We start from the raw sequence: 19,203 nt of genomic DNA, 5'->3' as shown, positions 1-19,203 counted from the left end.
GGCGTCCCGGATCAGTCGCTCGGGACCAGCCACGGCTTCTCCGGCAGCGGGGAGCCCGTCTCCAGGAGGGACTTGAGGTTGGAGAGGACCGCGGCCCAGCCCGATGCCATCTCGTCCCGCTCCGCCTCGTCCGCGAGGTTCTCGTGGGTCACCGTCAGGCGCACGATCCCGCCGTACGGCTCGATGTCGAACGTGACCTGGGAGGGTTCGGCGGATCCGGCCTCCGTGTGGGGGTCCGCCCACGTCGTCACCAGGCGGGTGGGCGGGGCGCTCTCGACCACCTCGCCCACCACGTCCGCGATGCCCGAGCCGTCCGTGCGCCGGTGCTCCCAGGGCGATCCCTGCTGCCAGTCGGAGATGTTGGCGTGGCCCCAGTACGCCGCGGTCAGCTCCGCGTCGGTGAGGGCGTGCCAGACCTTCTCCGGGGTGCTCTCGATGTAGGTGACGTAGACGTACGTCGGCTTCGTGGTCATGGCGGCCTCCGCCTGTTGTCTCAGCGCGCTGAGCGCTCGAAGTCGTGGGTGCTCGAACTTGTCGATCCAGCGTTCCTGGATCTCGTGCAGCGGCACGGGATTCAGGTAGTGGAGCTTTTCGCGCCCTCTCCGCACGGTGCTGACCAGGTTCGCGTCCTCCAGGAGGGCCAGATGCTGGGTGGCCGACTGGCGCGTCATCGCGACGCGCTCGGCCAGCTCCCCCAGCGTCTGGCCGTTGTGGCCGTGCAGCTGGTCGAGGAGATAGCGCCGTGTGGGGTCGGCCAGGGCCTTGAAGACCTTGTCGACCGGACTCGGTGTGGGGCCCGGGGTGCCCCGGGGGTCCGGGGGTTCCGGGCTCTTGCTCGTACTCACCCCTCCATCATGCAGGTATTTGCCTGCATGTCAAAGCAGGGGCATCCCGGGTGCCTCCTTCCCCAGCAGTTCCACGATGCTGGAGAAGCTGTCCGCCGCGTGGCCCGCCTCCATCCCGCGCCGGAACAGGTCGGCCACCGCCGACGGCAGCGCGGCGTCCACGCCCGAGTCGGTGTGGGTGTCCACCACGTGCTCCATGCTGGCCAGGCCCATGGCCAGGCGGTCCACGTCTCCCTCGTGGTTGCCCGCGTCGATGCGTGCCGCGTAGAAGGACAGGAACTCCGGCATCCCGGTCATGTTCTGTGAGGCGTACGGGAGGATGTCCGTCGCCGACAGGCCGTTGGCCTTGGCCAGGGCGACCGCGTACCAGTAGCTGGAGACGCTCGTCCAGAAGATGACCATGTTGAGCTGGTACATCAGCGCCGCGAGGCCCGCGTCCTCGCCCCGGTAGTCGGTCTCGCCCGTCAGCACCTCAAGCGTCGCCCGGTGCTTGTCGTACGCCGCGCGCGGGCCGCTGTAGAAGGTGGAGAACTCCGGCTTCCCGATGCCGTGGGGCGGGGCGAGCACGCCGCCCGTGAGGTGGGCGGCACCGTGCCCGGCGGCCCATTTCGCCGCCTTGCGGGCCTTCTCCGGGGTGTCCGAGCTGAGGTTGACGATCACTCGGCCCGGAAGGGCCGCTGCCGCCGGTTCGAGGACCGCGTACATCGCGTCGTAGTCCGTGAGGCTCAGGATCACCAACTCGTTGGCGGCGACGGCCTCCTCGGGAGTGGCGGCGAGGATCGCGCCGCGCTCCACCAAGTCGTCCGCGCGGGACGCGGTGCGGTTCCAGAGGGTGACCTGGTGGCCCTTGTCGAGCAGGACCGTGGCCATCGCGTGGCCCATGGGGCCGAGTCCGATGAGGGTGACAGGGGTGGCGGTCATGCGAATCCTCCTGGGCTGGAACGGACTAGAACGAGCGCTCTATCTAGAGCGTGGAGGAAACGTAGCACGGCTCTGGAACGAGCGCTCTAATTAGTCGCGGAGGTAGAGTGGCGCCATGGCCCAGACCCCCACCGCCACCGTCCCCGCCGTCCCCGCCGCCCCCGTCGGCACCCGCGACCGCATCGTCATCGCCGCCGCACGGCTGCTCCAGCGCCAGGGGTACGTAGGCACCGGCATCAAGCAGATCGCGAAGGACGCGGAGGCCACGCTCGGCTCCGTCTACCACTTCTTCCCCGGCGGGAAGGAGGCCGTCGCGGTGGCCGCGATCACGTACAGCGGCGAGGAGTTCGCCGAGGTGCTGCGCGAGGGCCTTGCCACCGCCGATGACCCCGGCGCCGCGATCGAGGCATGCGCCGCGGAACTGGCCGTGGGGCTGCGGGAGTCGGGCTGGATCGACGGCTGCCCCGTCACCGCAGCCGCCCTGGAGACGCTGGGCACGGAATCGGAGATCCAGCGGGTGTGCGCGGCCGCGCTGGGGAGTTGGGAGCGCCTGGTCGAGGAGAAGCTGCTCGGCTCCGGCTTCGGTGCGACGGACGCGCGGGACGTGGCGACGACCGTGATCAGCGCCCTGGAGGGCGCCGAGGTGACCGCCCAGGTCAACCGCAGCGAGGAGCCGCTACGGGCAGCGGGGCGTCAGCTGGCGCGGCTCGTGGGGTCGTACGAGGTCTGAGCGGCTCACGCGTGGGATGAGAACGTGGCGGTGGACGAGAGCGTCGCGGTGGACGAGAACGCCGCGGCGGACGAAAGCGCCGCGGTTGTTGAATCGCGTTGCGGTCGGCTCAAACGGCCGGCGTGTGCGTCGCCGCCGTGGCCGTCGCCTCGGCCCACTCCGCTACGAGCTTCTCGTACTCCAGGTGTTGCTCGGGGCGGAGATACCCGCCCGTACGCAGCCAGAGCGCGCGTATCTCCTCGTTCACCTCGGCCGCTGAGCGCGGCCGGTCGGGGGTGTCGGGAGTCGTGGTCATACAGTGAAGCGTACGTACGAAGATGTGAAGACGGCGTGAGTTCTGGTCGAATGTGATCGGTATCGCTATTTGACCCGCATGAATCAGCCAAGTTGGGCAAGAAGAAGGGGCTCGCGAGTTCAATCGCGAGCCCCTTCAGTGCAGTTCGAGGCGGACGGTCCGACCGATCGGACGGACATTCCGACCGGTTACGACTGCTTTGTCTCCTCAAGGCGCGGGAACAGCACCGCGCCCTTCGTCACCGTCGCACCCACCGGCAGCTGACCCCACGTACCCGCGTCCTGAACCCGCTGCTCGGCGAGCGCGCCCAGTGAGGGCTCGGCGCCGAGCGAGTCCCACAGCTTCTGCGAGGTCTCCGGCATGATCGAGTTCAGCAGGACGGCCACCGCGCGCAGCGACTCCGCCGCCGTGTAGAGGATCGTCGCCAGGCGGGCCTGGCCCTCCGGGGACTCGTCCTTGGCCACCTTCCACGGCTCCTGCTCCGTGATGTAGCCGTTGACCTGCTTGACGAAGGCGAACACCGCGAGGATCCCGGCCTGGAAGTCCAGCTCCTCGCCGATCTTCAGGTCGGCCGCGGCGACCGCCTTGGCCAGACCTTCCTGGACCGCCTGCTCCGCTGCACCGACCGCCGTCGCCTCGGGAAGCGCGCCGCCGAAGTACTTGCCGACCATGGCCGCCACGCGCGAGGCGAGGTTTCCGTAGTCGTTCGCGAGTTCGCTCGTGTAGCGGGCGGTGAAGTCCTCCCACGAGAACGAGCCGTCCTGGCCGAACGCGATGGCGCGCAGGAAGTACCAGCGGTACGCGTCCACGCCGAAGTGCGAGGTGAGGTCCTGCGGCTTGATGCCCGTCAGGTTCGACTTCGACATCTTCTCGCCGCCGACCATCAGCCAGCCGTTGGCCGCGATGCGGCCCGGCAGCGGCAGACCCTGCGCCATCAGCATCGCGGGCCAGATGACCGCGTGGAAGCGGAGGATGTCCTTGCCGACCAGGTGCACGTCGGCGGGGAAGGTTGTCTTGAACTTTTCCTCGTCCGCGCCGTAGCCGACGGCCGTCGCGTAGTTGAGGAGGGCGTCGACCCAGACGTAGATCACGTGCTTGTCGTCCCACGGGACCTTGACGCCCCAGTCGAACGTCGAGCGGGAGATCGACAGGTCCTGAAGGCCCTGCTTGACGAAGTTCACGACTTCGTTGCGCGCCGACTCGGGCTGGATGAAGTCCGGGTTCGCGGCGTAGTGCTCCAGGAGCTTGGGGCCGTACTCACTCAGCTTGAAGAAGTAGTTCTCCTCCTTGAGGAGCTCCACCGGCTTCTTGTGGATGGGGCAGAGCTTCTGCCCCGCGAACTCGCCGCCGGCCTCGCCGTCGATCAGGTCGCCGGGGAGCTTGTACTCCTCGCAGCCCACGCAGTACGGGCCTTCGTAGCCGCCCTTGTAGATCTCGCCCTTCTCGTAGAGATCCTGGACGAACTCCTGGACGCGGTCCGTGTGGCGCTTCTCCGTCGTGCGGATGAAGTCGTCGTTGGCGATGTTCAGGTGCTCCCAGAGAGGCCGCCAGGCCTCGTCCACGAGCTTGTCGCACCACGCCTGGGGCGTGACGTTGTTCGCCTCGGCAGTGCGCATGATCTTCTGACCGTGCTCGTCCGTGCCGGTGAGGTACCACACCTTCTCGCCGCGCTGACGGTGCCAGCGCGTGAGCACGTCCCCTGCAACGGTCGTGTAGGCGTGGCCCAGGTGAGGAGCGTCGTTGACGTAGTAAATGGGGGTCGACACGTAGAACGCCTTTGCGCCTTCGCTCGTCCCCTGCTTCTCGGATCCAGTGGCCGCCATGGTCGAAATCCTAACGGCCCCGGAGGGAGCGGTTCACCTCGATTCCAGGGGGTGGACCCCGAAGGGCCCACCCCTTGGGGTTACGGGCGCCAGGCCGCGAGCAGACCCTCGTACAGCTCCGCGTCCGTGAGCTCGCGGGGGGTGGGGCCCGCGTGGAAGAAGGCGGCGTTCTCCGCCTTCAGCTTGCGGAGGTAGTCGAAGCCCTTCGCCTCGTGCTCGCCGAATGCGACGAACTGGAAGAAGAGGGGGTGCTTGGCCGCGTCCGCGAGGGCCTGGTTGGCCGGGCCCTTGGCGTCCGGGGGGCCGTCCGTCTGGAAGACGACGAGGGCGGGGCTGCCCTTGTGCTCCGACTTCTCGTAGTGGGACACGACCTCTTCGATCGCGCGGTGGTAGCTGGTGCGGCCCATGCGGCCCGCTGCCGCGTGCAGCTCGTCGATGCGGTTCTCGTGCTCGGGGAGGGTGAGGGTGCCGGTGCCGTCGATGTCGGTGGAGAAGAAGACGACGTGGACGGTTGCCTCGGGGTCCGTGTGGGCGGCCAGGGCGAGGACCTGCTCGCCCAGGCTCTGGGCGGAGCCGTCCTTGTAGTACGAGCGCATGGATCCGGAGCGGTCGAGTACGAGGTAGACCGGGGCGCGGACTCCGGTGAGGTCCCTCTTGCGCAGGGCGGCTGCGGCTGCCTTGTACGCGGCAGCGAGGGCTGGCTGCGCCAGGGCTGCGGCGGACTCCTCTTCCCCCGAAGCTTCGGTCTCCGCGGGCACCTCCGCGGCGTCATCGGCACCCTGCGGCTCCGGCTCCGGCTCCGGCTCCGCCGAGGTCACGGGTACTTCCGCCGCTTCATCGGCACCCGGCGTCAAGGGCTGTGCCCACCCGTCCCGCCCAGCGGGACGATTGCCCACAGCGGCGGGCGACTCGTCTGCCGGTCCGGCTTCGGGGGAGGCCACAGCGGTGGCGGGCTCGCCGACCGGCTCGGCTTCGGGGGTGGCCGCAGCGGTGGGCGACTCGTCTGCGGGCTCGGTTTCGGGGGTGGTCGCAGCGGTGGCGGGCTGGTCGACCGGCTCGGCGGTGGCGGGCTCGTCCTCCGGCTCGGTGGCGGGGGACTCGGCCTCGGCCTCAGGGGCGGGGGTGGCGGCTTCGGCTACCGCTGCCGGGGCCAGCTCTGTGGGGGCATCTTGTTGTGGGCAATCGTCCCGCTCGGCGGGACGGGTGGGCACAACTGACGGGGACGTTTCAGCGGCTTCGGCCGTAGCTTCCGGCTCCGGGGCCACGGTCTCCGCTTCCGGCTCCGGGGCTGCAGCCGCGGCCTCGGGCTCCGGGGCGACGGTCTCGGCCTCGGGCTCAGGAGCCAGTTCCGGCTCAGGAGCCAGCTCCGGCTCCGGTTCCGGCGAAGGCGAAGGCACCGCCACGCGGTCCCGGTCGAACGCCGCGGCGACGAGATCGTCCACCGCCGAAGGCGAAGGCTCGGACGACGGCGCCGGAACCGTCGCCTTCGGCTCAGCCGCCGGAGGCACCCGCTCGGACGAGGGCGCCGGAACCGTCGCAGAGGCGGCGGAGGAGGCGGAGGCGGCAGCCTCCGGCGTCTCCTGGGGCTCCGGGGCCTCCGGAGTCTCCGGAGCCTCCGGGGTCACTGCCTCAGGCTCCGGAGCCTGCTCCCCCTTGCGTGACGACAGTCCGAACGCATTCCGCAGGACACTCAGAATGCCCATGGGTGCACCCCTTCGCGTGAGTTGATTCCCGATAACCCCTGGCCAGGGCGGACACGTAAGGTTAGCCGCCGCGATACGCGATCTTCGTGAGGGTCGCCCCACCGCCCCTCCACCATCACCCTTACCGCGCACACGCACCCCAACTGCCCTATGTGCGCTCCCGGTTCACCTCCCGTTCACCCTCAGGCCGTCGCCCTGCCGACCTCCGCGCCTAGCGTTCCGGCGGAATCAAGCCACGCCCAGAGTCACGAACACGTCCACACAACGGAGGAACCGTGCGCAAGCTGCTGCCGATCATCACCTCGCATCAGGGGAGCGGCGGCCGTTCCGCCATGACCTGCCGGTTCCGTTGTGGTGATGCCTGCTTCCACGAGGTGCCCAACACCAGCGACAACGAGTACGTCGGCGACGTCATAGCCGGAGCGCTCAGCCGCCGCTCCATGATGCGCGCCGCCGCGGTCGTGACCGTGGCGACCGCCGCGGGCAGCGCCGTCGTCGCAGGTCCCGCCGCCCCGGAAGCGGCGGCAGCACCCGTTAAACCGTCGTCGCACAAGAGCAAAAAGGGGGCGCGCGGTCTCCGCTTCACGCCCGTCGTGCCCAACACCACCGACTCGGTCACCATCCCGGACGGCTACGCCCAGAACGTCGTCATCCGCTGGGGCGAGCCCATCCTCCGCGGCGCCCCCGCCTTCGACGCGGACAAGCAGACCGCAAAGGCGCAGGCGGGTCAGTTCGGGTACAACAACGACTTCCTGAGCCTCCTGCCGCTGCACCGCGAGCGCGGGCGTCAGGTCCTTGTGGCCAACCACGAGTACACCGACGAGATCCTGATGTTCAAGGGATACGACGCCGCGAACCCCACCCGCGAGCAGGTCGAGATCGCCTGGGCCGCCCACGGCCTCTCCGTCGTGGTCGTCGAGGAGGAGCGCAAGAGCGGCAAGCTGAGCGCCGTCAGCCGCCACCAGCTCAACCGCCGCCTGACCGCCACCAGCGAGTTCCGCCTCACGGGACCCGCCGCGGGCAGCGAGTACGTCCGTACGAAGGCCGACCCGCGCGGCACCAAGGTCCTCGGCACCCTCAACAACTGCGCGGGCGGCACCACCCCGTGGGGCACGACCCTGCACGGCGAGGAGAACTTCAACCAGTACTTCGCCAACGCGGAGAAGGTCACCGAGCCCACCGCCGCCGCGCGCCTCAAGCGCTACGGCGTCATCGGCGCCGCGTCCGAGCGCAAGTGGGAGCGGTTCGACGACCGCTTCGACCTCGCCAAGGAGCCCAACGAGGCCAATCGCTTCGGCTGGGTCGTCGAACTCGACCCGTACGACCCCGAATCGACCCCGCGCAAGCGCACCGCGCTCGGCCGCTTCAAGCACGAGGCCGCGCAGCCGCGCCTCACGCACGACGGCCGCCCCGTGGTCTACATGGGCGACGACGAGAAGTTCGACTACTTCTACAAGTTCGTCAGCAGCAAGCGCGTCGCCAAGGGCACGTCCCGCGCCGCGCACGAGCACAACCTCACGCTGCTCGACGAGGGCACGCTCTACGTCGCCAAGCTGACCGGCGACTCCCCGGCAGCCGAGATCGACGGCACCGGCAAGCTGCCCGCGGACGGCGAGTTCGACGGCAGCGGCGTCTGGATCCCGCTCGCCACCGCGGGCCCCAAGGGCCACGCCGTCTCGCACGTCGACGGCATGAGTGCCGAAGAGGTGTACGTCTTCACGCGCCAGGCCGGTGACAAGGTCGGCGCCACGAAGATGGACCGCCCCGAGGACATCGAGCCCTCCCCGTACACCGGCAAGGTCTACGTCGCGCTCACGAACAACTCCGACCGCGGCAAGGCGGGCAAGGCCGGTGCCGACGAGGCCAACCCGCGCAACCTCAACAAGCACGGGCAGATCCTGGAGCTGACCGAGCGACGCAACCGCCCGGAGTCGACCACCTTCGCCTGGTCGCTCTTCCTCGTCGCGGGCGACCCCGAGGACCCGGCCACGTACTTCGCGGGCTTCCCGAAGGACAAGGTCAGCCCGATCTCCTGCCCGGACAACGTCGCCTTCGACCCGCACGGCAACCTGTGGATCTCGACGGACGGCAACCAACTCGGCTCGCACGACGGCCTGTTCGGTGTCGCGACCAAGGGCGACCGGCGCGGTGAGCTCAAGCAGTTCCTTACCATGCCGAAGGGCGCGGAGACCTGCGGCCCGCTGGTCCAGGACCGCCGCGTGATCGTCTCCGTGCAGCACCCGGGCGAGGTCGACGGCGCGTCCGTCGAGAAGCCCGCGAGCGCGTGGCCCGACGGACCCGGGAAGATCGTCCGCCCGTCGGTCGTGTCGGTCTGGCGCAAGGACGGCTGCGACATCGGCGTCTGAGGATCGCGGATCGCGGACAGCACGTCCGTCGTACGACGCGTCAGGGGCACCCCCTCTTCCAGGGGGTGCCCCGTCGTCGTACCGCCGCTTCCGCGCGGTCAGTTGTTCTGCTTGCGGCGGTACACCGCGAAGCCGAGGCCCGCCGCGCCCAGCGCCGCCATGCCGCCGCCCGCCGCTATCAGCGGGGTGCTGTCGCCGGCCGGGTGGACGTCCTCGGCGCCTGCCTTGACGCCGCCCTTGGGGACGACCGTGGAGCCGGTACCTGAGCCGGTCTTGCCGTCGACCCAGGACTTGATGGTGCCGTCGGGGCGGAGGACGACGTGCAGACCGTTGTTCTCGCCGGTCGCGGACCTGCCGTTGGCGTCGAGGGTGTCGAGCTTGACGCCCTTGGCGTAGATGTCGGCCTGGTAGTGGTTCTTGCCGAGCTTGTAGATCTTGGCCGTGGAGCCGTCGGCCAGCTTGTCGGTGCGGACGTAGACCCGCTTGTCGACGGGCTGCGGCTTGGGCTTGGGGGCCGCCTTCTTGGTGATGGTGCCGTCGGCGGAGAGCGTGAAGGTGCAGCCGTCGATCTTGGTGCTCGACGGGTCGATGTAGGCCTTCAGGGAGCCCTTGGCGGCGCCGTCGAGGGAGATGGCGGCCTTGGCGCTGCGCGCGGACGCGTTCACGTCGACCTTCGCGGACCAGCCGTTGCCGAGATCGGTGACGCCCTTGGAGACCCAGCCGCCGGGGACGGGCTTGTCCTTGTCCTTGTCCTTGTCCTTCTCCTTGTCCTTGTCCACGAGCTTGGCGGTGACCGTGCCGTCGGGGGTCAGGGTGAAGGTGTTGCCGTCGATGGTGGTGCTCGCGGACTTCTCGTACGCGGTGAGCGAGCCCTTGGCGGCGCCGTCGAGGGAGATGGCGGCCTTGGCGGTGCGCGCGGACGCGTTCACGTCGACGTTCGCCGACCAGCCCTTGCCGAGGTCGGTCGTGCCCTTCGACTCCCAGCTGCCCGGCTTCGGCGTCTCGTCGTCCGTCTGCTTGTCCTGGCCCGTCTGGTCCTGACCGGTCTGGTCCTGGTCCGTGGTGCCGGTCTGGTCACCCGGGGCGACCTGGCCCTGCGGGTTCGACGGGGCGTCGGCGGCGAAGGCCGCCGTCGTCGGGACGGCGAGAGCGGCGATCGCTCCGGTGGCGATGGCGGCGGTGCGGAAGGTACGGCGGGTGGCGCGCATAGCGGATCCCTTGTGACTGTGACTGTGACTGGTCGGTCGGTCGAACTGTCCGTCTTTGTGCCTCTTTGCGGCGGCGACAGACATGAAGCTACGGGCGCTGTGTGTGCGTCATCCGTAGAGAACGTAACAACCGGCCGGATACGGCGACCCAGTACCGTAAAGCAGGCAAAAGTGCAGGTCAGAGGCGGTGTGGCCAAAGGTCACCAGTTGTCGGGGACCTAGGTCACGCCAGGCGCCCAGAGCGCCGGATCACGCCTCACGCCGCCGTCGCCCGCCCCGCGAGCCACTCCCCATAGACGGGAGCCTGGCGCGCCGCCTCCCAGTACGCGGCCTCAAGGTCCCCGTACACCGCGTCGAGCTCCCCCTCCGTACGGGCCGCCACGAGCAGCCGCACGCCGAGCGGGTCGCCGTGCAGCGGCCGGACCGCCATGTCGGGTCTCGCGCGCGAGGTCGGCTGGCAGACCGTGACGACCTCGCCGGTGGCGACGAGGGAGGACGCGGTGAGGTAATCCCCGTGCAGGACACGGGGGTTGAGCCCGGCCGCGCGGAGCACCCGAAGCAGCCCGTCCCACTCGCCGTCCACCGTCGGGTCCACCATCCAGCGGTCGGCGGCGAGGTCGGTGAGGTGGACGACGGGCTGCGCGGCCGCCGGATGGTCGGCCGGCAGGAAGATGAACTGCGGCTCACGCTCGACCAGGACGCGCCGCCGCAGCCCCTCCGGGAGCCGCAGCGGACTCCCCTCCACCTCGTGCACGAAGGCCACGTCGAGCTGGCCGCCCGCGACCATGCGCAGCAGCGCGTTCGCGGAGACGTCCATCTGGAGCGAGGTCTCGGTGCCGGGCAGGCGAAGCCGCAGCCGCCGCAGCCAGCCCGGTATGGCACGGCTGGCCGTGGATCCGATGCGCAGCTGCGGGCTCTCGGACACCCGGGCGGCCGCCGCCTTGGTCTCGTTGACCAGCGCGCGCATCTCGCTGACGAGGGGGCGGGCACGGCTGAGGGCGAGACGGCCGAGCGGGGTCGGGCGGCAGCCGGTGCGTTCGCGGGCGAAGAGCTGGCCGCCGATCTCCAGCTCGATGCGGCGCAGCTGAGTCGTCAACGACGGCTGGCTCATGCCGAGTTGGCGCGCCGCCTTGTGCAGGCTGCCGGTGTCGGCGATGGCGCACAGCGCGCGGAGGTGCCTCACCTCGAGCTCCATGGCTGTGAGCGTAGAGCGGTGGGCGTCGGCGCACCAGACTCACAAACCCCACGGGAACCACCTGAGTTGGGCACAGGCACAGCCGCCCGGAAGGTTGGCGAAGGGCAGGCGATAGCCCGGTGCTATCGCCACTTGCCATCATCCCCGGACGCCCCTGGCTCCCCGACACTCCCGGTACCGAACCGTTCACCTTTCATGGAACGAGTAGGGAGCCCCCCACATGAACAAGCGTTACCTGTCAGTCGCGGCCGTCATCGGCCTCGCTGCCGCCGGTCTCGGCACGACATCGGCGACGGCCGCGACCCCCACCGCGCCGTCCGTCAACTCCGCGTACGCCAACTACGCGGGCTCCGGCGAGGAAGCCGCGGCCAACAAGGCGTTCTTCGAGGCCGTCCTGAAGTCGGTCGCCGAGAAGCGCGCCGCCAACCCCGGCGCGAAGCAGGTCACGGTGGTGTACGACGCCTCCGGTGCCCCGACCTTCGCGCAGCAGATAGCCAGCAGTACCTCCATCTGGAACAGCGCGGTGTCCAATGTGAAGCTCCAGGAGGGGAGTGGCGGTGCGAGCTTCGAGTACCGCGAGGGCAATGACCCGCGTGGCTCGTACGCCAGCACGGACGGCCACGGCAGCGGGTACATCTTCCTGGACTACGCGCAGAACCAGCAGTACGACTCGACGCGTGTGACCGCGCACGAGACGGGTCACGTCCTCGGCCTTCCCGACCACTACGAAGGCCCGTGCAGCGAGCTGATGTCCGGAGGCGGACCGGGCACTTCGTGCACCAACTCGCAGCCGGACGCGAACGAGCGTGCCCAGGTGGACCAGCTGTGGGCCAACGGTCTCGCGAAGGCGCTGGACAAGCTGGACAGACTGGAGAAGGTCGGCTGACCCGACCCCTCTCCTCTCACCCACTGTGCCCATCAGCGCGCTCGACGCTGGTGGGCACAGCGGTGTTCAGGGCGAAGGCCGTTCGCTCACTCACTCACTCGCTCGTGTAGTAGCGGTAGAACATCAACGCGAACACGCCGCCCGCCACCGCCAGCGACATGATCACGGACCGCAGGATGGTCGCGTCGGTCAGGCTGTACAGATAGCCGAAGGCGACTCCGGCGAAGCCCGCCCAGGCCGCCGCGCGCAGCTCGCGCGGCAGACGCGGCGCGGCTCTGCGCAGCCCCATGAAGACCGCGCCGACGACGACTCCCGCCACGACGCCGAGGAGCACGTTCCCGGTGGTGATGGGGCCCGCGTCCCGCGCGATGCCCGCCGCCCAGATGCCGTAGACGACGGCGAGGAGCGCGGCGGTGCTCGCGGCCCTGGAGGCCGCGGAGCCGCCGAGCAGGCGCGGTGCCGTCGAAGTGGATGCCACGTGAGCCATGACGGTTCCTCCTGACACGGTCGCCCCCGGGGCGGTGCGTCACGCCCGCCCCACCCTCCAGGGCACACCCGCCCGCGCCGACCGGCAACTCGGCGCCTTCAGTGGTAGCGGTTGTAGCCGCCCTGGCACGTGTCCCAGCACGGCTTGTACTCCTTGCACGGGTCGGCGGACGCGCAGCTCGGCACATGCTGGCCGCCGACATCGACGTACGCGGCGCTCGCCCAGCCCTGCACCCCGCCGAGCCAGTACCAGGACGTGTCGCCCCAGACGCTCGTACCCTGCGTCACGCACTCGACGCGGTCCTGGCTCTCCGCGGGCAGCTTCGCGACGATCGTGGCGCTGGTGGACGGCATGTCCCGGATCTTCAGGTCGACGGGGGCGACGATCGTGCCCCAGATCGCATGGTGGTTGTGCGTGGGTGGCGCGGCGGCGGATGCTGGAGAAGCACCTCCGAGGGACAGCGCACCTGCGGTCAGGAGCGCTGCGGCGAGAGTTCCCAGGGCGGCCGGAGTGGTCCTCAGGGCCGGAGTGGTCCGCATGATCGACCTCCTCTTTCCCCTCTTCCAGCAAACACCCGTTCGGGCTAGTGCTCCACCGGACGATGAGTTTGCGCCGCGGGGACGGTCTGCCCTCGTAACGGACGACCACAGACGTGGAGAGGGCGTACGACATGAACAGCGTGGCCATCGAGACCGCGGGGCTGGTGAAGACCTTCGGTGACAACCGCGCGGTCGACGGCGTCGACCTCACCATCCCGGCCGGCACGGTCTACGGCCTGCTCGGGCCGAACGGCGCGGGCAAGACCACCACCGTGAAAATGCTCGCCACCCTGCTGCGCCCTGACGGCGGCGACGCCCACGTCTTCGGCCACGACGTCGTGCGGGAGGCCGACGCTGTACGCAGCAGGGTCAGCCTCACCGGGCAGTACGCCTCGGTCGACGAGGACCTGACCGGCACCGAGAACCTGGTGCTCCTGGCCCGCCTCACCGGACACGGCAAGAAGGCCGCGTACAGCAGGGCCGGGCAGCTCCTTGAGGCCTTCGGCCTGAGCGACGCGGCGGCCCGCCAGGTGAAGAACTACTCCGGCGGCATGCGCCGCCGCATCGACATCGCGGCGTCCATCCTCAACACCCCCGACCTGCTCTTCCTCGACGAGCCGACGACGGGCCTTGACCCGCGCAGCCGCAACCAGGTCTGGGACATCGTCCGCGCGGTCGTCGCGCACGGCACGACGGTCCTGCTGACCACGCAGTATCTGGACGAGGCCGACCACCTCGCGTCCCGCATCGCCGTCATCGACGACGGCAAGGTCATCGCCGAGGGCACCAAGGGCGAACTGAAGGCGTCGGTCGGCGCGGGCTCGGTGCACGTACGGCTCCGGGACGCGGACCAGCGGGAGGACGCGGCGAAGGCGCTGCGAGTCGCGCTCGACGCGGAGGTCCAGCTGGAGCCCGACCCGGTCGCCCTCACCGCCCGCGTCGGCAACGGCGAGCGCAACGGCACGGACGCCGCCGAGAAGGCATCGCGCGCCCTGGCCGAACTGGCCCGCGCCGGGATCACCGTCGACAACTTCTCCCTCGGCCAGCCCAGCCTGGACGAGGTGTTCCTGGCCCTTACCGGCACCCCGCATCACGCGACGGACATGGCGGCGAAAGACATGGCGGAGAAAGAGGCAAAGGCATGAGCACCGCGACCACCACGACCGAGGCCCAGGACCTGGCGCCCGTCAGCACCGAGTCCCTCGCCGAACTGCTCATCGCCGGTGACCGGCCGCAGCGCCCCAGCGCGGTCTCCGCGTCCCTGACGTTCGGCTGGCGGGCCATGCTCAAGATCAAGCATGTGCCGGAGCAGCTCTTCGACGTGACGGCGTTCCCGATCATGATGGTGCTGATGTACACGTACCTCTTCGGGGGCGCGCTCGCCGGATCGCCGAGCGAGTACATCCAGTACCTGCTGCCCGGCATCCTCGTGATGTCCGTCGTCATGATCACGATGTATACGGGCGTCTCGGTGAACATCGACATCGAGAAGGGCGTCTTCGACCGCTTCCGTACGCTGCCGATCTGGCGCCCCTCGGTGATGGTCGGCTACCTGCTCGGCGACATGCTGCGCTACGCCATCGCGTCCCTGGTGATGCTGGCCGTAGGCATGATCATCGGCTTCCGCCCGGACGGCGGGGTGCTCGGCGTCCTGGCCGGAGTGCTCCTGCTCCTGGTCTTCTCCTTCGCCTTCTCGTGGGTGTGGACGATGTTCGGCCTCCTGCTGCGCACCGAGAAGTCGGTGATGGGCGTCAGCATGATGGTGCTCTTCCCGCTGACGTTCCTCAGCGACATCTTCGTGAAGCCCGAGACGATGCCGGGCTGGCTCCAGGCCTTCGTGAACAACAACCCCATCACCCATGTCGCCTCCGCGGTCCGCGATCTGATGGCGGGTACGTCACCGGGCTCGTCGCTTCTCTGGGCGCTGGGCTGGGCGGTGCTGCTCGTGGCGGTCTTCGGCCCGGTGACGATGCGCCTCTACAACCGGAAGTAACCGGCAGGGGGAGTCCTTGCCCCGTATGCACTCGTCCCGGTCGCGCCCAGCGTGACCGGGACTTCTCCTTGGGGACGTGTTCAGACGCCCGCTGTCCGCCGTCCTGCTGGTCCTCGCCGTCCTCCTGGTGCCGCTCGGTGCGCTCTCCACCTGGGCGAAGTACGAGATCGAGGACGCCGACGCGTACGTCGCCACGATGGCGCCGCTGGCCTCCGACCCCGATGTGCGGGACGCCGTGGCCGGTGCGGTCACCGACTCCGTCATGAAGGAGATCGACGTGGGCCCGCTCCAGGGCACCGTCGATTCCTTCGTACGGGACGCGGTGCTGTCCTTCACCGAGACGAAGGCGTTCAAGACGGCCTGGAACGCGGCGAACCGCGCGGCGCACGACGCGGTGCAGGACGCGCTGAGCGACCGTTCGGACGGCGGCGCGGTCACCATCGACCTGGCGCCCATCACCGAGCAGGTCAAGAAACAACTGACCGATGACGACGTGCCGTTCGCGGACAACATCCCGGTCAGACACACCGAGGTGACGCTCATGGAGTCCTCGGACCTGGGCCCCTTCGGGAAGGGATTCCACATGCTCCAGATGGCGGGCCTCTGGCTCCCGGTCGCGGCGGTACTCCTCGCGGTGGCGGGGATCCTCCTGGCGGTGCACCGCCGCCGAGCGATCATCCGCACGGCACTGGGCGCGGGCCTCGCGGGGGCGGTCCTTGCGGTGGCGGTCATGGTGGGCCGGGGCCTGACCCTGGACGACCTGCCGAAGGACGTCTCCCGCCCGGCCGCGGAGGCGGTCTACGACGCGTTGACGCATGCGCTGAGCTTGGCGGGATGGGTGATTCTCGGGGTGGGGCTGGTGGTTGCGCTTGCCGCGTGGCTGCTGCGGCGCCGGAGACCATCTGGCAGGTCCAGCCCGGCCGGCGTTTGAGGCCATCTTGTCGGGGGTCCAGGGGGCGGAGCCCCATGGTTTCGGGAAGGGGCGGGATCGGGGAATGCAACCCCCACCCACCTCCCGCCGTCTCTAGGGGAAGATTCGGCACAGACCCCAGACGGAAAGGCCGCCCCTTGGACAGCGCGACGGCAGCGGCGACGGCCCCCACGGGGGACTGGCCCGAGCCGCAGGCGAAGAGGCGCCCCCGCCGGCGGCCCTCCGCCTGGCTGGCCGCTCTCCTCCTGGCCGCCGTCAGCACCATCCTCGGCTTCAGGATCGCCGACTCCGACGGCGTCACCCCCGTACCGCAGCTCCTCGCCTTCCTGCCCCTCCTCCTCGCCCCGACGGTCGCCGGTCTCCTGCTCGCGGCACTCGCCCGCTGGCGCGTCGGCCTCGTCTGGGGAGTCGTCGCGCTCGGCGGCGTCGCCTGGTTCCTGGAGCCGTACGGCAAGACGGACGACCCGAAGGGACCGGCGGTCGCCGACCTCCGCGTCATGGCGTCGAACGTGGAGTTCGGCCAGGGAACCCAGGGTCTGATCAAGGCGGTCCGCAAGGAGAAGCCGGACCTCCTCTTCGTCCCGGAGTGCGACTACACCTGCTCGGACACCCTGCGCGCCGAACTGCCCCGCTCCGACTACCCCTACCGCACCGCCAGCGAGGCAGGCGGCGCCGAGGGCTCGGTGATCGTCAGCAAGCTGCCCCTGAAGAAGGCGAGCGGCCTCGCGGGCACCCTGGGCATGCCGGGAGCCGTGGCCGAGCTGAAGGACGGCCACCAGGTCCGGATCCAGCTCGCCCACCCCATGCCGCCGCTGCCCAAGCAGCTCGGCACCTGGCGCACCGAACTCGCCGAACTCCGCGACTACGCCGCCGAGGGCAGGCGCGCGAACCGCTCCACCATCATCGCGGGCGACTTCAACGCCAGCCAGGACCACGCGGCCTTCCGCGACATCCTGGACACCGGCGGCGTACGCGACGCGGCGGCCCTCTCCGGCTCGGCCCGCACCCCCAGTTGGCCCGCCGACCTCATGTCGCCGCTCGGCACCCAGATCGACCACGTCCTCGCCACTCCGGACTTCTCGGCCAAGGACGCCCGCTTCCTGGAGATCGGCGACACGGACCACCGGGCCCTGGTGGTGGACCTGACGCTGCACAGGCCGAACAGCTAGAACGCAGGTCAGGCCGAACTGCTGGAACGCAGGTCAGGCAGGGCAAAGCGGCAGCAAGGGCGGCAATAATGACCGCATGCCCCGCCGCGATTCACCCGCACCACCGGGCCCTCTGAGCGCCCTCGCCCCACCTCCCTGGCTGGTCAGGACGCTCAAACCGCAGGCGGCGCCGATCCCGTGGGCGGCCGTGGCACGCGCGTCCGTCGCCATGTCACTGCCACTCCTCATCGGCCTCGCGGCGGGACAGCCCGCGTACGGCGCGCTCGCCTCCATGGGCGCACTCTCCGGGGTCATCGGCGACACCGCCGACGCGTACCGCATGCGGATCTTCAACATCGCGGTCCCGCAGCTCTTCGGGGCGCTCGGCGTCACCATCGGCTCGCTCGTCTTCGGGCACGGCTGGGTGGCGGTCGGCGTGGTCACCCTCGTGGCGCTGGTCTCCGGGATGATGTCCACGATCGGCGCCGTGGCGTCCGTGTCGGGCCTGCTCCTGCTGCTCAACTCCGTGGTGGGGGCGGGGCTTCCGATGCCGGGCGAGTGGTGGCTGGCCCCCGTCCTGATGACCGGCGGCGGCCTCCTGGTCCTGGCCCTCGCCCTCCTCGCATGGCCCTTCCGGTCCGGCGTCCCGGAACGTGCCGCCGTCGCCGGGACCTACCGCAGCGTGGCGGCGCTCCTGGAGGCGGCGGGCACGGAACGGTACGAGGAAGCGCGCGCCGAGGTGACGACGTCCCTCAACAAGTCGTACGACCTGGTCCTCGCGCGCCGCACCCGCTCGCACGGCCGCAACCCCGATCTGGTGCGCCTGATCGCCCAGTTGAACGCGATCACGCCGGTCATCGAGGCCGCGCCCGCCGCGCACCAGTGCGGGGTCCCGATGCCGCCGGAGTTCCCCGCGGAGGTGCGGCGCCTGGCGGACGCGGTGGCGACGCCCCGGGACGCGGACATCCCGGCCCCCGAGCTGCCCGCACCCCCGGACCCCTCGGCCGACGCGGTCGACCACGCCCTGCGGCACGTGGCGGAACTCCTCAACGACGCCGATCCGCACGGCATCGTGACGATCAAGGACGACAGCGACGACCGCCTGGGCAGCCCGGCGGCCCTGCGCGTGCGGGCCCGCAGAGCGGCGCGCAACGTGATCCTGTCGAGCGCGTCCTGGCGCTACGGCCTGCGCCTCGCCCTGTGCATCGGCATCGCGCAGTCGCTGGTGTCACTGATCGAGGTGCCGCGCTCGTACTGGGTGGCGCTCACCGTCACGTTCGTACTGAAGCCCGACTTCGGCTCGGTCTTCTCGCGGGCGGTGCTGCGGGCGCTGGGCACGGCGGCGGGGCTCGTGGTGGCGGCGGCGGTTCTGTCGCAGGTACCGAGGGGCTGGTGGGACGTGCCGGTGATACTGGTCCTGGCGTCCCTGATCCCGGCGTTCACGCCACGGGGCTACGGCTACCAGACGGCCGCGATCACCCCGGTGATCCTGCTCCTGTCGGACGTCCTGAACCACCAGGGCTTCGGGCTCGTCGTGCCGCGCCTGGTCGACAGCCTGATTGGCTGCGCGATCTCGCTGGTGGCGGGGTACTTGCTGTGGCCGGAGAGCTGGCACACGCGGATCGGCGACCGCCTCGCGGACACGGTGGCCGACACGGCGTCGTACGTCGAGAGCGCGTTCGGCACGGCGGTGGACGCGGCGGCGCGGGCGCGGATGCGGCGCGGCCTGTACCGGGATCTGTCGGTCATCCGCACGGAATTCCAGCGAGCACTGACGGAGCCGCCGCCGATGGGGGCGAGGGCCGCGGCGTGGTGGCCGCTGGTGATCGCGGTCGAACGAATCGTGGACGCGACGACGGCTGCGGCGGTGCGGATCCGCCATGGGGCGGGGGAGCCGACGCTGACGGAGGTGGGGGAGGTCGCTCGCCAACTCCGGGAGTTGGCGGAGGGTTTGAGGGGCTCGGAGATTCTGGAGGAGGTACCGGCGGAGTTCACCGGGCCGCAGGAGAGCGTCCTGGAACCACTCCGCCAGGAGGTGGTCGCCGCGCGTGCGATTGCCTCGCCGAGGGGGTGAAGGAGTGCGGGTCCAGGCGGTCCCTGCGGGGCTTTCCCCAATTCTTTCCTGCGCCTGTG

General features: G+C 70.2%; 17 protein-coding genes. 8 read left to right on the top strand and 9 right to left on the bottom strand.

Annotated elements, in window-relative coordinates; genetic code table 11:
- Positions 1-11: 11 nt before the first annotated feature.
- Both M4V62_RS21125 and M4V62_RS21120 read right to left on the bottom strand, forming a co-directional pair.
- Positions 12-845 (bottom strand): ArsR/SmtB family transcription factor, encoded by an 834-nt coding sequence (locus M4V62_RS21125; RefSeq protein WP_283779100.1) that lies wholly within the window; start codon positions 843-845, stop codon positions 12-14.
- A gap of 30 nt (positions 846-875) precedes the next feature.
- Positions 876-1,766 (bottom strand): NAD(P)-dependent oxidoreductase, encoded by an 891-nt coding sequence (locus tag M4V62_RS21120; RefSeq protein ID WP_249588812.1) that lies wholly within the window; start codon positions 1,764-1,766, stop codon positions 876-878.
- 115 nt (positions 1,767-1,881) lie between these two features.
- Between M4V62_RS21120 and M4V62_RS21115 the strand changes: the two genes are divergently transcribed.
- The gene (locus M4V62_RS21115; RefSeq protein WP_249588811.1) at positions 1,882-2,496 is read left to right on the top strand and encodes a TetR/AcrR family transcriptional regulator; all 615 of its coding nucleotides are present in this window, start codon (positions 1,882-1,884) and stop codon (positions 2,494-2,496) included.
- Positions 2,497-2,605: 109 nt separating this feature from the next.
- Here the strand turns inward: M4V62_RS21115 and M4V62_RS21110 are convergent, their stop codons facing one another.
- From M4V62_RS21110 to M4V62_RS21100, 3 genes are all read right to left on the bottom strand, one after another.
- Positions 2,606-2,791 (bottom strand): hypothetical protein, encoded by a 186-nt coding sequence (locus tag M4V62_RS21110; protein WP_249588810.1) that lies wholly within the window; start codon positions 2,789-2,791, stop codon positions 2,606-2,608.
- 188 nt (positions 2,792-2,979) lie between these two features.
- On the bottom strand, positions 2,980-4,614 hold the full coding sequence (metG, locus tag M4V62_RS21105) for a methionine--tRNA ligase (protein ID WP_249588809.1): 1,635 nt from the start codon (positions 4,612-4,614) through the stop codon (positions 2,980-2,982).
- A gap of 80 nt (positions 4,615-4,694) precedes the next feature.
- Positions 4,695-6,317, bottom strand: a complete 1,623-nt coding sequence (locus M4V62_RS21100) for a VWA domain-containing protein (protein ID WP_249588808.1) — start codon at positions 6,315-6,317, stop codon at positions 4,695-4,697.
- Between the two features lie 275 nt (positions 6,318-6,592).
- Here M4V62_RS21100 and M4V62_RS21095 point away from each other — a divergent pair, with 275 nt between their 5' ends.
- Positions 6,593-8,683 carry a PhoX family protein gene (locus M4V62_RS21095; RefSeq protein WP_249588807.1) on the top strand — a complete coding sequence of 697 codons (2,091 nt, stop codon included), beginning with the start codon at positions 6,593-6,595 and terminating at the stop codon, positions 8,681-8,683.
- A 98-nt stretch (positions 8,684-8,781) separates the two neighbouring features.
- Here M4V62_RS21095 and M4V62_RS21090 read toward each other — a convergent pair whose 3' ends face one another.
- Both M4V62_RS21090 and M4V62_RS21085 read right to left on the bottom strand, forming a co-directional pair.
- Complete coding sequence (locus M4V62_RS21090; protein WP_249588806.1) at positions 8,782-9,891, bottom strand: hypothetical protein; 1,110 nt, start codon at positions 9,889-9,891, stop codon at positions 8,782-8,784.
- Between the two features lie 256 nt (positions 9,892-10,147).
- Positions 10,148-11,086: a LysR family transcriptional regulator gene (locus M4V62_RS21085; RefSeq protein ID WP_249588805.1), complete on the bottom strand. Its 939-nt coding sequence runs from the start codon at positions 11,084-11,086 to the stop codon at positions 10,148-10,150.
- A 220-nt stretch (positions 11,087-11,306) separates the two neighbouring features.
- Here M4V62_RS21085 and snpA point away from each other — a divergent pair, with 220 nt between their 5' ends.
- A complete protein-coding gene (gene snpA / locus M4V62_RS21080) occupies positions 11,307-11,972 on the top strand; it encodes a snapalysin (RefSeq protein WP_249588804.1) in 666 nt (221 codons plus the stop codon).
- A 94-nt stretch (positions 11,973-12,066) separates the two neighbouring features.
- Here the strand turns inward: snpA and M4V62_RS21075 are convergent, their stop codons facing one another.
- Together M4V62_RS21075 and M4V62_RS21070 are read right to left on the bottom strand one after the other, a co-directional pair.
- Complete coding sequence (locus M4V62_RS21075; RefSeq protein WP_249588803.1) at positions 12,067-12,459, bottom strand: hypothetical protein; 393 nt, start codon at positions 12,457-12,459, stop codon at positions 12,067-12,069.
- 98 nt (positions 12,460-12,557) lie between these two features.
- Positions 12,558-12,998, bottom strand: coding sequence for an SH3 domain-containing protein (locus tag M4V62_RS21070; protein WP_249588802.1), 441 nt, complete (start codon positions 12,996-12,998; stop codon positions 12,558-12,560).
- Positions 12,999-13,129: 131 nt separating this feature from the next.
- Here M4V62_RS21070 and M4V62_RS21065 point away from each other — a divergent pair, with 131 nt between their 5' ends.
- From M4V62_RS21065 to M4V62_RS21045, 5 genes are all read left to right on the top strand, one after another.
- Complete coding sequence (locus M4V62_RS21065; protein ID WP_249588801.1) at positions 13,130-14,143, top strand: ATP-binding cassette domain-containing protein; 1,014 nt, start codon at positions 13,130-13,132, stop codon at positions 14,141-14,143.
- The gene (locus M4V62_RS21060; protein ID WP_249588800.1) at positions 14,140-14,991 is read left to right on the top strand and encodes an ABC transporter permease; all 852 of its coding nucleotides are present in this window, start codon (positions 14,140-14,142) and stop codon (positions 14,989-14,991) included. Before M4V62_RS21065 ends, M4V62_RS21060 begins: the two co-directional genes overlap by 4 nt.
- A 76-nt stretch (positions 14,992-15,067) precedes the next feature.
- The gene (locus M4V62_RS21055; protein ID WP_249588799.1) at positions 15,068-15,922 is read left to right on the top strand and encodes a hypothetical protein; all 855 of its coding nucleotides are present in this window, start codon (positions 15,068-15,070) and stop codon (positions 15,920-15,922) included.
- A gap of 137 nt (positions 15,923-16,059) precedes the next feature.
- Positions 16,060-17,091 carry an endonuclease/exonuclease/phosphatase family protein gene (locus tag M4V62_RS21050; RefSeq protein ID WP_249588798.1) on the top strand — a complete coding sequence of 344 codons (1,032 nt, stop codon included), beginning with the start codon at positions 16,060-16,062 and terminating at the stop codon, positions 17,089-17,091.
- A gap of 76 nt (positions 17,092-17,167) precedes the next feature.
- Positions 17,168-19,144, top strand: a complete 1,977-nt coding sequence (locus tag M4V62_RS21045) for an FUSC family protein (RefSeq protein WP_249588797.1) — start codon at positions 17,168-17,170, stop codon at positions 19,142-19,144.
- The last annotated feature ends 59 nt before the right edge of the window (positions 19,145-19,203 follow it).

This window comes from Streptomyces durmitorensis, assembly GCF_023498005.1.
Lineage (GTDB): Bacteria > Actinomycetota > Actinomycetes > Streptomycetales > Streptomycetaceae > Streptomyces > Streptomyces durmitorensis.
This window is presented reverse-complemented; position numbering and strand designations above follow the sequence as displayed.